General features: G+C 68.4%; 16 protein-coding genes and 1 riboswitch. Of the genes, 15 read left to right on the top strand and 1 reads right to left on the bottom strand.

From position 1 onward, the window contains the following. The 10 genes from AC5RTT_RS17900 to hisF all read left to right on the top strand — a co-directional run. Positions 1-1523, top strand: a 1523-nt coding sequence (locus AC5RTT_RS17900) for an RsmB/NOP family class I SAM-dependent RNA methyltransferase (RefSeq protein WP_494146322.1), incomplete at its 5' end; no start/stop codon positions are given. 86 nt (positions 1524-1609) lie between these two features. Continuing rightward, positions 1610-2317, top strand: coding sequence for a ribulose-phosphate 3-epimerase (gene rpe, locus AC5RTT_RS17905; protein ID WP_494146323.1), 708 nt, complete (start codon positions 1610-1612; stop codon positions 2315-2317). Between the two features lie 8 nt (positions 2318-2325). Continuing rightward, a riboswitch (FMN riboswitch) is annotated at positions 2326-2476 on the top strand. A 332-nt stretch (positions 2477-2808) separates the two neighbouring features. After that, complete coding sequence (gene ribD / locus AC5RTT_RS17910; RefSeq protein ID WP_494146332.1) at positions 2809-3876, top strand: bifunctional diaminohydroxyphosphoribosylaminopyrimidine deaminase/5-amino-6-(5-phosphoribosylamino)uracil reductase RibD; 1068 nt, start codon at positions 2809-2811, stop codon at positions 3874-3876. Further along, the gene (locus tag AC5RTT_RS17915) at positions 3876-4514 is read left to right on the top strand and encodes a riboflavin synthase (RefSeq protein ID WP_494146324.1); all 639 of its coding nucleotides are present in this window, start codon (positions 3876-3878) and stop codon (positions 4512-4514) included. Before ribD ends, AC5RTT_RS17915 begins: the two co-directional genes overlap by 1 nt. A gap of 44 nt (positions 4515-4558) precedes the next feature. Continuing rightward, complete coding sequence (ribB, locus tag AC5RTT_RS17920; RefSeq protein ID WP_494146325.1) at positions 4559-5269, top strand: 3,4-dihydroxy-2-butanone-4-phosphate synthase; 711 nt, start codon at positions 4559-4561, stop codon at positions 5267-5269. Next, on the top strand, positions 5266-6012 hold the full coding sequence (ribA, locus tag AC5RTT_RS17925; RefSeq protein ID WP_494146326.1) for a GTP cyclohydrolase II: 747 nt from the start codon (positions 5266-5268) through the stop codon (positions 6010-6012). The genes ribB and ribA overlap by 4 nt, the downstream gene beginning before the upstream one ends. Positions 6013-6029: 17 nt before the next feature. Further along, positions 6030-6518: a 6,7-dimethyl-8-ribityllumazine synthase gene (gene ribH / locus AC5RTT_RS17930; RefSeq protein ID WP_494104214.1), complete on the top strand. Its 489-nt coding sequence runs from the start codon at positions 6030-6032 to the stop codon at positions 6516-6518. Between the two features lie 102 nt (positions 6519-6620). Beyond that, positions 6621-6884, top strand: coding sequence for a phosphoribosyl-ATP diphosphatase (locus AC5RTT_RS17935; protein ID WP_009358176.1), 264 nt, complete (start codon positions 6621-6623; stop codon positions 6882-6884). Positions 6885-6974: 90 nt separating this feature from the next. Beyond that, positions 6975-7835 (top strand): ATP phosphoribosyltransferase, encoded by an 861-nt coding sequence (hisG, locus tag AC5RTT_RS17940; RefSeq protein WP_133350834.1) that lies wholly within the window; start codon positions 6975-6977, stop codon positions 7833-7835. Between the two features lie 51 nt (positions 7836-7886). After that, positions 7887-8663, top strand: coding sequence for an imidazole glycerol phosphate synthase subunit HisF (gene hisF, locus AC5RTT_RS17945; protein ID WP_494146327.1), 777 nt, complete (start codon positions 7887-7889; stop codon positions 8661-8663). A 15-nt stretch (positions 8664-8678) separates the two neighbouring features. Here hisF and AC5RTT_RS17950 read toward each other — a convergent pair whose 3' ends face one another. Continuing rightward, positions 8679-9323: a TIGR03085 family metal-binding protein gene (locus tag AC5RTT_RS17950; RefSeq protein WP_494146328.1), complete on the bottom strand. Its 645-nt coding sequence runs from the start codon at positions 9321-9323 to the stop codon at positions 8679-8681. Positions 9324-9434: 111 nt separating this feature from the next. Between AC5RTT_RS17950 and hisI the strand changes: the two genes are divergently transcribed. The 5 genes from hisI to trpC form a co-directional block, all read left to right on the top strand. Further along, the gene (gene hisI, locus AC5RTT_RS17955) at positions 9435-9863 is read left to right on the top strand and encodes a phosphoribosyl-AMP cyclohydrolase (RefSeq protein ID WP_494123715.1); all 429 of its coding nucleotides are present in this window, start codon (positions 9435-9437) and stop codon (positions 9861-9863) included. A gap of 115 nt (positions 9864-9978) precedes the next feature. Continuing rightward, positions 9979-11541 (top strand): anthranilate synthase component I, encoded by a 1563-nt coding sequence (locus AC5RTT_RS17960; RefSeq protein ID WP_494146329.1) that lies wholly within the window; start codon positions 9979-9981, stop codon positions 11539-11541. Further along, positions 11541-12179 (top strand): Trp biosynthesis-associated membrane protein, encoded by a 639-nt coding sequence (locus AC5RTT_RS17965; RefSeq protein ID WP_494146330.1) that lies wholly within the window; start codon positions 11541-11543, stop codon positions 12177-12179. The genes AC5RTT_RS17960 and AC5RTT_RS17965 overlap by 1 nt, the downstream gene beginning before the upstream one ends. 106 nt (positions 12180-12285) lie before the next feature. After that, complete coding sequence (locus AC5RTT_RS17970; protein ID WP_494011069.1) at positions 12286-12573, top strand: HGxxPAAW family protein; 288 nt, start codon at positions 12286-12288, stop codon at positions 12571-12573. Then, a partial coding sequence (trpC, locus tag AC5RTT_RS17975; RefSeq protein WP_494146331.1) for an indole-3-glycerol phosphate synthase TrpC occupies positions 12573-13364 on the top strand: 792 nt, incomplete at its 3' end. The genes AC5RTT_RS17970 and trpC, both read left to right, overlap by 1 nt.

The following is a 13364-nucleotide window of genomic DNA, read 5'->3' on the forward strand; positions in this document are numbered from 1 at the left end:
CCGGCCAGGGCGGTCCGAGGGGCGGCCGCGGCCAAGGTGGCCCCCGGGACAACAGCCGGCGGAACGCCCAGGGCCGTGAGCGCAACCGCGGACCGCAGCGGAACTTCACCGAAAGCGCTCCGTCCCAGCGCACCCGGCGGGCGGATCCGGCGCGTCTGGTGGCCTTCGAGGTCCTGCGCGCTGTCGCAGCCGAGGATGCGTACGCAAACCTGGTGCTGCCGGCACGGATCCGGCACCACGGGCTGGACAAGCGTGACGCCGGCTTCGCCACGGAGCTCAGTTACGGCGCCCTCCGGGGCCAGGGAACCTACGACGCCATCCTGGCGCGGTGCGTGGACCGGCCGCTGGACCAGCTGGACCCCGCCGTCCTCGACGCCCTGCGCATCGGCACGCACCAGCTGCTCGCCATGCGGGTCCCCGCCCACGCCGCGTTGGACCAGACCGTGGGGCTCGCCAGGGCCGTGATCGGGGCAGGACCATCGGCCTTGATCAATGCCGTGCTCCGCAAAGTCGCGGCCCGCAGTCTGGACGAATGGCTGGACCTCCTGGTGGAGGGCGAAACCGACCAGACCCGGATCGCCGCGCTGCGGCACGCCCACCCTGAATGGATCGTCCGCGCCATGCGCCAGTCCCTTGTGGCCCACGGCCGTCCGGCGGCTGAAATCGACGAGCTCCTGGAAGCAGACAACGCCGCCCCGGTGGTCAACCTCGTGGCCCTGCCCGGGCTGGGAAGCCTGGAGGAGGCTCTGGAGGGCGGCGCCACCCCCGGCGAACTCGTGGAGGGGTCCGCCCTGTCCAGCGGCGGGGACCTGGGCCGGCTCTCCTCTGTCCGCAACGGCACCACCCGCGTCCAGGACGTGGGCTCGCAGCTCGTGGCCCGGGCCATGGCGGCAGCGGACCTCGGCCCGGACGGCGCCGGTACCGGCGAGGCGTGGCTGGACCTCTGCGCAGGCCCCGGCGGGAAGGCCGCCCTGCTGGGCGCGCTTGCCCGGGAGCGCGGCGCCACGCTGCTGGCCAACGAGCCGGCCCCGCACCGTGCCAAGCTCGTCAGCCAGGCACTGTCCGCAGTACCGGGGGAAACGTGGCAAGTCCGCACCGGCGACGGCCGCGAGGTCGGTGCCGAACAGCCGGAGTCCTACCACCGGGTCCTGGTGGACGTTCCCTGCAGCGGCCTCGGCGCGCTCCGGCGCCGGCCCGAGTCCCGCTGGCGCCGGTCCCCGAAGGACCTGACCGATCTCGCACCCCTGCAGCGTGAACTGCTTGCCTCGGCACTGGCCGCCGTCCGGCCAGGGGGAGTGGTGGCCTACGTGACGTGCTCGCCGCATCCGGCCGAGACCAAGGCCGTGGTGGCCGATGCCCTCCGCAAGCGGGACGACCTTGAGCTCCTCGACGCCGGGGCTGCCCTCGACGCCGTCAGCCTGACCGGAAACCTGGGTGCAGGCCACGAATCCACGGCGCAGCTCTGGCCGCACATCCACAGCACCGACGCCATGTTCCTGGCCCTCATCCGAAAGAAGGCCTGACCCGGCGCAGTCGAAGCGTGGCTGCCGCGCAGGCCAGCCCTGCCCGATGATAGACCCCTCCACCAGAACCACTGAAAGGCATCCCCGTGACGCAATGCTGCATCAACCCGAGCATCCTCTCCGCCGACTTCGTCAACCTTGAGGTTGAACTGCAGCGCATCAGCAATGCCGACGCCGTGCACGTGGACGTGATGGACAACCACTTCGTGCCCAACCTGACCATCGGGCTTCCCGTGGTGCAGCGCATCCAGGCCGTGAGCCCGGTGCCGCTGGACGCGCACCTGATGATCGCCGATGCCGACCGTTGGGCTCCCGGTTTCGCCGACGCCGGCCTGGCCTCGGTCACTTTCCACGCCGAGGCGTCCATCGCCCCGGTGAAGCTTGCCCGCGAACTCCGCAGCAGGGGCTCCAAGGCGGGGATGGCCCTGCGGCCCGCCACTCCGGTTGAGCCCTACCTCGACATGCTGCCCGAACTGGACATGCTGCTGATCATGACCGTGGAGCCCGGCTTCGGCGGCCAGGCTTTCCTGGACATCACCCTCCCCAAGATCCGCCGGGCCAGGGCAGCCGTCGACGGCTCGGGAGTGGGCGTGGCCATCCAGGTGGATGGCGGGATCACCGAGGAAACCATTACGCGCGCCGCCGAAGCCGGGGCCAACGTCTTCGTGGCCGGCTCCGCCGTCTACGGTGCCGACGATCCCGCCGCCGCCATCGACAGGCTGCGGGAAGAAGGCGCGCGGACGTTACGCGCAGCGACGGAATATCAGGGCACCCCTCCTGTTGTGGCACAATAGCAAAACACATACGTGCTCCGGGGTCGGTGTAAGTCCGAACCGGCGGTGACAGTCCGCGACCCGCGAGCCGGTGCTTCTCCCAGGAGAAGGCCCGGCGGACGGTTGAACCGGTGAAATTCCGGTACCGACAGTTAAAGTCTGGATGAGAGAAGCACGTACAGCTGTATCTGCAGGGCCGTCCGGCCCCGCAGCGTTCTGCTGTCGTATACCCCCGGAGCCATCGCGGTTCGAGAGGGAAGGAACGACGCAGGAATGAACCCCATGCGATGGCTCTTTGATGATGCCGAAACTGCTGCTGCTTCCGCAGCCGCCACCACCACCGGTCCAGCGGTTACCGCATGACCGTCAGCAACCCGCCGTCCAGCCGGACCATTGCCTCCAGCCGGACCATTGCCTCCAGCCGGGCAGGGGCCGGCCGCAGGGCAGGACACCCGGACCTCCGGCCAGCCAGTGGGACCGTCACCGCTTTCAGCCCCGCCGAGACCTCGGCCATGGAGGCTGCGCTCGAAGCAGCCCTGCAGGGACCACGCGGGGCCAACCCGCTGGTGGGCGCCGTCGTCGTCGGTCCTGACGGGATCCCACTAGTCACCGGATACCACCGCGGTGCCGGAACGGCCCACGCCGAAGCCGACGCGATCGCGCAGGCGAAGGAGGCCGGGCTGGACCTGGCCGGCTGCACCATGGTGGTCACCCTGGAGCCCTGCGACCACGTGGGCCGCACCGGCCCCTGCACGGAGGCCATCATCGCCGCCGGCATCACGGACGTGGTGTACGCCGTGGATGATCCGCACGACCCCGCTGCCGGCGGGGCAGCCACGCTGCGCAACGCAGGCGTGCGCGTCCGCAGCGGCCTCGGGGCCGAGGAATCACTGGACCTGAACCGGCAATGGTTCGAGGCAGTGGCCGCAAAACGCCCCTTCGTGACGCTCCATATCGCGCAGACCCTCGATGGACGCATCGCCGCCGAGGACGGCACCAGCCAGTGGATCTCCAGCCCCGAATCCCTGGCCGACAACCACGCGATCCGCGGCCGGATCGATGCCATCCTGGTGGGCACCCAGACGGTGCTCGTGGACAACCCGCGGCTGACTGCCCGGGACCGCCAGGGGGTGCCGGCCGCGAAGCAGCCCGTCCGCGCCGTGATGGGGCTCCGTGAGATTCCGGCCGACGCCGCCATCCGCGGGGAGGACGGCCTCGCCGTCCATCTGCCCACCCGGGACGCCGGCGATGCGCTGTCCCTGCTCTACGGCTCTGGCGCCCGGCACGTCATGGTGGAGGGCGGCTCCCGCATCCTCAGCGCCTTCCTCACCGCAGGACTCGTCGACGAACTCGTCGTCTACCTGGCGCCCACGCTGCTGGGCTCGGGAACGCCCGCCCTCAACGGCCTGGGCATCAGCAGCCTTCCCGATGCCCAGCAGTGGGAATGGGACCCGTCCGACGGCGGCGCCGTGCGCACGCTGGGCCGGGACCTTCGACTTCACCTACGACCGCAACGTTCTGTTGCCCTTGATCCACAACCGTCCCGCCACAGCGCGGAGCAAGCCCAGGGAGGCCACTGATGTTTACCGGAATTATTGCCGAACAAGGGCACGTGCTGTCCGTTGACCGGGATGGCGATACCAGCGCCACCATCCGGCTCCACGCACCCGGCACCACCGAGGGCCTTGCCCTGGGCGGCTCGATCGCAGTCAATGGCGTCTGCCTCACGGCCACCGAAATCGACGGCAAGGAGTTCAGCGTGGACGTCATGGGGGAGACCCTGGTCCGCAGCACCACCGGCGAGCTGGCCCCCGGCGACTCCGTTAACCTCGAACGCTGCGTCCCGGCCGGCGGACGGCTGGACGGCCACGTTGTCCAGGGACATGTGGACGGCGTGGGTGTGCTTTTGGAGCGGGAACCGCTTGGCAACTGGGAACGGCTGCGGTTCGGCGTGCCCGCGAACCTCGCCCGCTACATCGCGGAGAAGGGCTCCATTGCCATTGACGGCGTATCCCTCACTGTCACGGCCGTGAGTGATGCCGCGGAAGCGGAGCCGTGGTTCGAAGTGGGCCTCATCCCAACCACCCTCGCCGAGACCGGTCTGGGTGCCAAGCGGACCGGGAGCCGCGTCAACCTGGAAGTGGACGTGCTGGCCAAATACACCGAGCGCCTGCTGGCATTCCGCGATTCCTCGGCACCCGCCGGTGGTGCACTGTGAACGCCGCTCTCCGGCTGAAGCCGGAAACTGGGCAGCCCGGGGCTGTGGCACCGGAAACTGCCCGCGGAGCCGCAGCAGGACAGGAGCATGTCCTGGATTCCATCGAGACCGCCGTCCGGGCCATCGCCGCCGGAAAACCGGTCCTCGTGGTGGACAACGAGGACAGGGAAAACGAAGGCGACATCATCTTCGCGGCCCAGCACGCCACGCCGGCCCTGATGGGCTGGACCATCCGGTACAGCTCCGGCGTTATTTGCGTCCCGCTGTCCGGCGAGCGGGCCGACGCCCTGGCACTGCCTCCGATGGTGACGGTCAACGAGGATGCCAAAGGCACCGCCTACACTGTCTCTTGCGACGCTGCCGTTGGTGTCAGCACGGGAATTTCCGCCACCGACCGCGCCCTCACCGCCCGGGTCCTGGCCGACCCGCAGGCCGGACCGTCCTCAGTGACCCGGCCGGGGCATATTTTTCCGCTCCGGGCAGTTGACGGAGGTGTGCGGGAACGCCCCGGCCACACAGAGGCCGCAGTGGACCTGTGCCGCCTCGCAGGCCTGGAGCCCGTGGGCGTCATCGCGGAAGTGGTGTATGACGACGGTGAGATGATGCGCCTGGACGGTCTTCGGACGTTCGCGGCGGAGCATGGCTGCCCCCTGATCTCCATTGAAGATCTGGTGGGTTACCTTGCAACCGGGGCGGGGGATGCTCCGGGGCACGGCGTACGGCCTGCACCGGCCGGGGAGAAGGAGGAACGATGACGGCATCTGCAGCCAGCAATGGCCACCACCAGGACGGCCACCACCAGGACAGCCATCACAGCGGGCGGACCGGCAGCGGGGTGGTGCCCCATCCGGTCAGCGGCGGCCCCATCGTGCAATTGCCCACCGCTTTCGGCGACTTCGTGGCGCAGGCCTGGACAGACATGGTCACCGGTGTTGAACACCTGGCCGTCAGTTCCCCCAACCCGCCCCGTGACGGCAAGGCCCCGCTGGTCAGGCTGCATTCCGAATGCCTCACCGGCGACGTGTTCGGCTCCTACCGCTGCGACTGCGGCGAGCAGCTCGCGTACGCCCTGGAGCTGATCCAGGAACAGGGCGGAACCCTGCTGTACCTCCGCGGCCAGGAGGGCCGCGGCATCGGCCTGGCGAACAAGATCAAGGCCTATGCACTGCAGGAGGCCGGGTTCGACACGGTCGAAGCCAACGAGCAGCTGGGACTGCCCGTGGACGCCCGGTCCTACAACGCGGCCGCCCAGGTCCTCGCGGAAATGGGCCTGCACGAGGTCCGCCTGCTCAGCAACAACCCGGACAAGCAGAACCGGCTCGCCCGGGCAGGCGTGAAGGTGGTGGAAATGGTTCCCACCGAAGTTCCTTCCCGCGACCAGAACATCCGCTACCTGCAGACCAAGAAGGACCGGATGGAGCACCGCCTCCTCCTGGACACCCACGTGGCACCCGTGCCCGTCACCACCCCGAACACCCTCATCCACGAACAAGACTGAACGGAAACAACATACCTATGAGCGGACACGGCGCCCCCGACATCGACCTCACCACCCTCAGCCCGGCCGAAACCTCCCAGCTGCGGCTGGCCATCGTGGCAGCCAGCTGGCACACCCAGATCATGGACGGACTCCTCGACGGGGCGCTGCGCGCCGCCAAGGACGCCGGCATCAGCGAGCCCACCGTCCTGCGCGTCCCGGGCAGCTTCGAACTTCCCGTTGCCGCCGCCCGGCTGGCGCCGCACTTCGACGCCGTGGTGGCGCTCGGCGTCGTCATCCGTGGCGGCACCCCGCACTTTGACTACGTCTGCCAGGCCGCGACGTCGGGACTCACCGACGTCAGCGTGAACACGGGCGTGCCGGTGGGCTTCGGCGTCCTCACCTGTGATACCGAACAGCAGGGCCTGGACCGCGCCGGGCTGCCGGGCTCCAAGGAAGACAAGGGCCATGAGGCTGTCACCGCGGCGCTGGCCACCGCCGTCGTCCTCAAGCAGTACAAGAACTAACTCGCCGCAGGCTGGCGGGCGCGTGTGTGTTCCCTCACATCGCGCCCGTCATGCTACGGCCCGGGAAGCGCCCTCCCGCCCGCAGCAAGTAGGCTGGAGGGCGTGAAGAATTTCGAGACGCTGTTCGCTGAGCTCAGCGAGAAGGCAGCCACCCGCCCGGAAGGCTCCCGCACCGTCGCTGAGTTGGAGTCCGGTGTTCACGGCATCGGCAAGAAAGTCGTTGAGGAAGCAGCCGAAGTATGGATGGCTGCCGAATATGAATCCGACGAAGCCGCGGCCGAGGAAATCTCCCAGCTGCTGTACCACCTGCAGGTCCTGATGCTCGCTAAAGGCCTGACTCTGGAAGACGTCTACAAGCATCTGTAGCCACCGGCCCGGCGCGCTTCCCGCCGCCGTGCCCGCTGTGGCCTGCACTGCCTGAACACCCAGACCTTCCAATCCAGAAAGACATTTTCCATGCTGCGAGTAGCCGTCCCCAACAAGGGATCCCTGTCCGAAGCCGCCTCCGCCATGCTGTCCGAAGCCGGATACCGCCAGCGCCGCGACACCCGCGAACTGGTCATGGTGGACCCGGACAACGACATCGAATTCTTCTTCCTCCGTCCCCGCGACATCGCGGTCTACGTGGGCCAGGGAACGCTCGACGTCGGCATCACCGGCAGGGACCTGCTGCTGGACGCCGAGGTGGAAGCCGAAGAACTGCTTCCCCTGGGATTTGCTGCGTCCACGTTCCGGTTCGCCGGTCCGGTGGGCGATTTTTCGGCCGCCGAGGAACTCGAGGGCAAGCGCCTGGCCACCAGCTATGACGGACTCCTCCGCGGCTACCTGGCCGAACGCGGCATCAACGCCAAGGTGGTCCGGCTGGACGGCGCCGTGGAATCCTCCGTCCGCCTGGGCGTGGCCGATGCCATCGCCGACGTCGTGGAGACCGGCAACACCCTGAAGGCCGCCGGAATGGAAATTTTCGGCGAACCCATCCTCAAGTCCGAGGCCGTCCTGATCCGCCGCACCGGTGAAGGCGGCGCCGCCAACGGCACCGCCCGGGAAATCGACGTCCTCATCCGCCGCCTGCAGGGCGTCCTGGTGGCGCGGCAGTACGTCCTCATGGATTACGACATCCGCAAGGAACTCGTGGAGAAGGCCGCGGCGCTGACCCCCGGCCTGGAGTCGCCCACCGTGTCCCCGCTGCGGGATTCGGACTGGGTTGCCGTCCGGTCCATGGTGCCCAAAAAGGAAACCAACCGGATCATGGATGAGCTGTACGACCTCGGCGCCCGTGCCATCCTGGTCAGCAGCATCCACGCCTGCCGCATCTGAGCCCTTTCTCCCCAGCGCAGCAGGACCACCAAAGATTTCCAGGAGTTTCCCATGGCAGTAGCAGTACGCGTCATTCCCTGCCTTGACGTGGACGCGGGGCGCGTCGTCAAAGGTGTCAACTTCGAGGGCCTCCGCGATGCCGGCGACCCCGTGGAGCTGGCGCACCGCTACGACAATGCCGGTGCTGACGAACTGACGTTCCTTGACGTCACCGCCTCATCCGGCAACCGCGAAACCACCTTTGACGTGGTGCGCCGCACCGCCGAGGAAGTGTTCATCCCGCTGTGCGTGGGCGGCGGCGTCCGCGGCGTGGCTCAAGTGGACAAGCTGCTGCGCTACGGCGCGGACAAGGCTGCCATCAACACCGCGGCCGTGGCCCGTCCGGACGTGATCGATGAAATCACCCGGCACTTCGGCTCCCAGGTCCTCGTCCTGTCCGTGGACGCCCGGCGCACCCGCCCGGGGTCAGAGCCCACGCCGTCTGGCTTCGAAGTGACCACCCACGGCGGCCGCACCGGCACGGGCATCGATGCCATTGAATGGGCCAAGGAAGCAGCCGACCGTGGCGTGGGGGAGATCCTGCTCAACTCCATCGACGCCGACGGCACCAAGGACGGTTTCGACCTGGAGATGATCCGGGCTGTCCGCGCCGCCGTGAAGGTTCCGCTGATCGCCTCCGGCGGGGCAGGCGAGCCGGCTCATTTCCCGCCGGCAGTTGCCGCGGGCGCCGATGCCGTACTGGCTGCCTCGATCTTCCACTGGGGCCCGAACGACATGATGCACCAGGTCAAGGACGCCATTCGGGCAGCGGGCTTCGAAGTCCGCTGACCGGGCAGCTGCCGGTTACAGCCCCACTTCGGCTGACTGGAGAAGCGCGACGGCGTCCGGCTGGCCCTCGAACGTAACCAGGGCGTGGCGCGTGCGGCCGTGGGCGTGCATCAGCAGTTCCCCCGGGTCTCCGACGATGGCCACGGAAACCGGAGCACGCCTGGCGACGTGCCGGGGGCCCGACGGGCGCACCAGGACGATGCCGAGGTCCACGCCGCGGTAAAGGATGGCGGCACGCTTGACCAGTTCATCCCAAAGGGCGTCCGAGTAGGCCTCGTCCAGGGCCCTGGGAGCCCAGCGGTCAACGGCGCGGCGGACATCCTCCGTGTGGACGAAGTATTCGATGAGGTTGGAGCTTTCGTCCAGGGCCTTGATGTTCATCGGCGAGAATGCCGGCGGGCCCGCGCGGAACGTGTTCACCAGTCCGGCGTAGTCCTCGGGAGTGGTCAGCTTGGCAGCGAGCTTTGCCGTAGCCTGGTCCGAGGCTTTGGCCAGGCGCTTGATGATCAGGCCCAGCCCCACGGCAGCTTTCCGCTCACGCAGGTAAAGGTGCGCGGCGAGATCCCTGGTGCGCCAGCCCCTGCATAGCGTGGGCGCATCAGGACCGGCCGCAAGCAGGGTCTCGGCCAGGACTTCTCGGGACGGTTCGACGAAATGCATCACTTGGAAAACTAGCACGACAGCCGCGAAGTTGGGCACCTTCCGGGGCGCTGCTGGCGTGCCGTTGTTCACATCCGGAACGGCTCCCCCGAAGGCACTAGACTTGACCTGATGTCTGAGCAGCCCGCCCCCGTCCAAGCCTCCGGTTCCGCCGTGCCCGAAAGCCCCGCCGCCGCTGAAACAGGCCCGCTGCCCGCGGAGCTGGCAGCCGCCCTGAAGCGGGACAGCGCAGGCCTGGTGGCCGCCGTGGTGCAGCAGTACGACACCAACGAGGTCCTGATGCTCGGCTGGATGGACGACGAAGCCCTCCACCGCACCATGACCACGGGCCGTGTCACCTTCTACTCGCGCTCCCGCCAGGAATACTGGCGCAAGGGGGACACGTCCGGGCACGTCCAGTGGGTGAAGTCCGTCGCCATGGATTGCGACGGCGACGCACTGCTGGTGCGCGTGGACCAGGTGGGTGCCGCCTGCCACACCGGCACCCGCACCTGCTTCGACGGCAGGGAACTGAACGTCACCACGGCCCAGGCGGTCTGAACCGCACCGGCGGCCCTACCGGCGCCCGCAAGGCAGCGGCAGCCACGGCCCGATGCAGGAACATTTAGGCGTCCGGCGCTGCCGGCCCTCACGAGAACAGGCGGAAACCATAGCCATGCAGGACCTTGGAACCATCAGCCCGAGCCTGGAGGAGTTCCGGGAACTCGCCGGCCACAGCCGCGTTATCCCCGTCCGGCTCAAGGTGCTTGCCGACGCCGAGACCCCCATCGGCCTGTACCGCAAGCTGGCCCAGGGCCAGCCCGGGACATTCCTCATGGAGTCAGCGGCGGTGGGCGGCGCCTGGTCCCGCTATTCGTTCATCGGCGCAAGGTCTCGCGCCACGCTGACCACCAAGGACGGCAACGCGCACTGGCTGGGCGAGCCTCCGGCCGGAGTGCCGGTGGACGGCAGCCCGGTGAACGCCATCCGCGACACCATCGAAGCCCTGCGCACTGACCGCTTCGAGGGGCTCCCGCCGTTCACCTCCGGCCTGGTGGGGTTCCTGGGCTGGGAAACCGTCCGGCACTGGGAGCGGCTGGTCAGCCCTCCCGAGGATGACCTGCACCTGCCCGAAATGGCCTTGAACCTGGTCACCGATATGGCGGTCCACGACAACGTGGACGGCACGGTGCTGCTGATCGCCAACGCCATCAATTTCGACAACAGCTCCGAACGCGTTGACGAGGCCTGGCATGACGCCGTGGCCCGGGTCAAGGCCCTCCTGGCCAAGGTCAGCAGCCCCGTGGCGCAGCCCGTGTCGGTCCTGGCTCCGGCTGCCCTGGACTTTGCCTCCAGCGTCCAGGAGCGCTGGGACGAGAACGAATACCTGGCCGCCCTGGACCGGGGCAAGGAAGCAATCGTCGACGGCGAGGTCTTCCAGGTGGTCATCTCCCGCCGGTTCGAGATGGAATGCAAGGCCTCCGCGCTGGACGTTTACCGGGTGCTGCGCAACACCAACCCCAGCCCCTACATGTACATCTTCAGCCTGGCGGATGCCGACGGCCGGGAGTACTCCATCGTGGGCTCGTCACCCGAGGCCCTGGTCACCGTCACGGGCGGGGAGGTCATCACCCACCCCATCGCCGGCTCGCGTCCCCGCGGGAAGACCGTGGAGGCGGACAAGGCCCTCGCCGAGGAACTGCTGGCCGACCAGAAGGAACGCGCCGAGCACCTGATGCTCGTTGACCTGTCCCGGAACGACCTCTCCAAGGTTTGCGTTGCCGGAACGGTGGACGTCACCCAGTTCATGGAGGTGGAGCGGTTCAGCCACATCATGCACCTGGTGTCCACGGTGGTGGGCCAGCTGTCGCCACAGGCCAAGGCCTATGACGTCCTCAAGGCGACTTTCCCTGCCGGCACGCTGTCCGGTGCCCCGAAACCCCGGGCGCTGCGCCTGCTCGATGAACTGGAACCCCATCGCCGCGGCATCTACGGCGGCGTGGTGGGCTACCTCGATTTCGCTGGTGACATGGACATGGCCATCGCCATCCGCTCGGCGCTGCTCCGCGACGGCCGTGCCTACGTCCAGGCCGGCGGCGGCATTGTGGCCGACTCGGTGAACCCCACCGAGGCGCTTGAAACCGTGAACAAGGCCGCGGCACCGCTTCGTGCAGTCCACACGGCCGGCTCCCTGCAGAACATTTCAGCGGAGTCACTTCCCGGCGGGACCGACGTCTGATGCCCCAGCAGGGAACGGCGCCCGGGCAGGCCGGCAGCGAAAAGAGGGCTGCCCCCGCCTGGGCGCGGAAGTCAACGCTGGTGCTGCTCATCGCGGTCCTGGCGCTGGCGGTTTTCGGCACCACCACCCAGACCTGGATGTCCGTCACCCTGGATCCCAACGAGGTGGGCCAGGCAGGTGCCGGGCAGGAACCGCTCACGGTCCAGGGCAGTGATGCCGCCACCACAGTGACGGCGCTGGCCCTGGTGGCGCTGGCCGGGGGACTGGCCGCGGCGATAGCGGGCAGGATCGCCCGGTGGGTCATCACCGCCATCATCGTCCTTGCCTCGGCAGGCATCATCGCCGCGGCTGCCACCGTACTCGCGGACCCCCTTGCGGCAGCACAGGGCTCCATCGCAGCCGCAACAGGCGTGAGCGGCAGCCAGGCGCAGGTGGACGTGACCGCCTTCCCCACCCTCGCCGTCGCCGCCGACTGCCTGCTGGCACTGGCCGCCCTGCTGATGATTCCCGCAGGCCGGCACTGGAAGACGCGGACCAGATATGACGCGCCGGGGGCGGCGGGCAGCGCTCCTGCGGCGGGGCCGGTGGACGAGATCGACAGCTGGGACCGCCTCTCCCGTGGAGACGATCCCACCTGACCGGGCCGAGCCCCGCAGCCGGTGACGGGAGGGGCAGCCGCCGATAAACGGTCACGGCACAAAAAATGGCAGAATGTAAGCAGTATTCATCCTGAGGAGATTTTCCATGAGCAAAGCACCTGCGTCCGTTTCCAAGTCCGGCACCCGCACGGTAGCCCCCGGCGCCATCGACCACAGCCAGGAACTCGGCCACGGCAACAGCCCCGCAGCCTGGACCTGTGTCATCACCATGCTGGTGGGCGCGCTCATCGCATCGATCGCGTTCGTCATCGCCAGCACCCCCATCTTCATCGCCGGGGCCGGCGTGATGGTGGTCGGCCTCATCCTCGGTTACGTCATGCGCAAGGCAGGCTACGGAGTCGAAGGCAGCAAGCTGAAGAACTCCGGCCACTGATGGCAACTGTTCTCGACGACATCAATGCCGGTGTCCGGGAGGACATGGAGGCCAGGAAGCGCCTCGTTTCGCTGGCTGAACTAAAGGACCTGGCCCAATCCGTTGCGCCTGCCCGGGATGCCTGGGGCGCCCTGGGCGGTCCGTCGCCGGACCGCAAAGAGCTCAAGGTCATTGCGGAGATCAAGCGGCGCAGCCCCTCCAAGGGCGACCTCGCCAGCATCGGTGACCCCGCATCCCTCGCCCGGCAGTATGCCGACGGCGGGGCTTCCGTCATCAGCGTCCTCACCGAGCAGCGCCGCTTCAACGGGTCCCTGGCGGACCTCGATGCCGTTCGTGCCGCCGTCGACGTCCCCCTGCTGCGCAAGGACTTCACGCTGGACGAGTACCAGATCTGGGAAGCCCGTGCCCACGGCGCGGACCTCGTCCTGCTTATTGTCGCGGCGCTTTCCGATGCCCAGCTCAACGACTTCAGTGCCCTCAGCGCCGAGCTCGGCATGAACGTGCTGGTGGAAACGCACACCGAAGAGGAAATCGACCGCGCCGCCGCGGCCAACGCCCGCATCATCGGCGTCAACGTGCGGAACCTGAAGACCCTCGACGTCGACCGTTCCCTGTTCGCATCGCTCGCCGGACGTATTCCGTCCGGGGCGCTGGTAGTGGCGGAATCCGGCGTCCGGGACGCCGACGACGTCACGCACTACGCCGCCAGCGGCGCCAACGCGGTGCTGGTGGGGGAGGCGCTGGTAAGCCACTCCACCCCGCGGGAGCGGATCGCGGAGTTCACGGCCGCC

The organism is Arthrobacter sp. Y3221157, assembly GCF_059089865.1.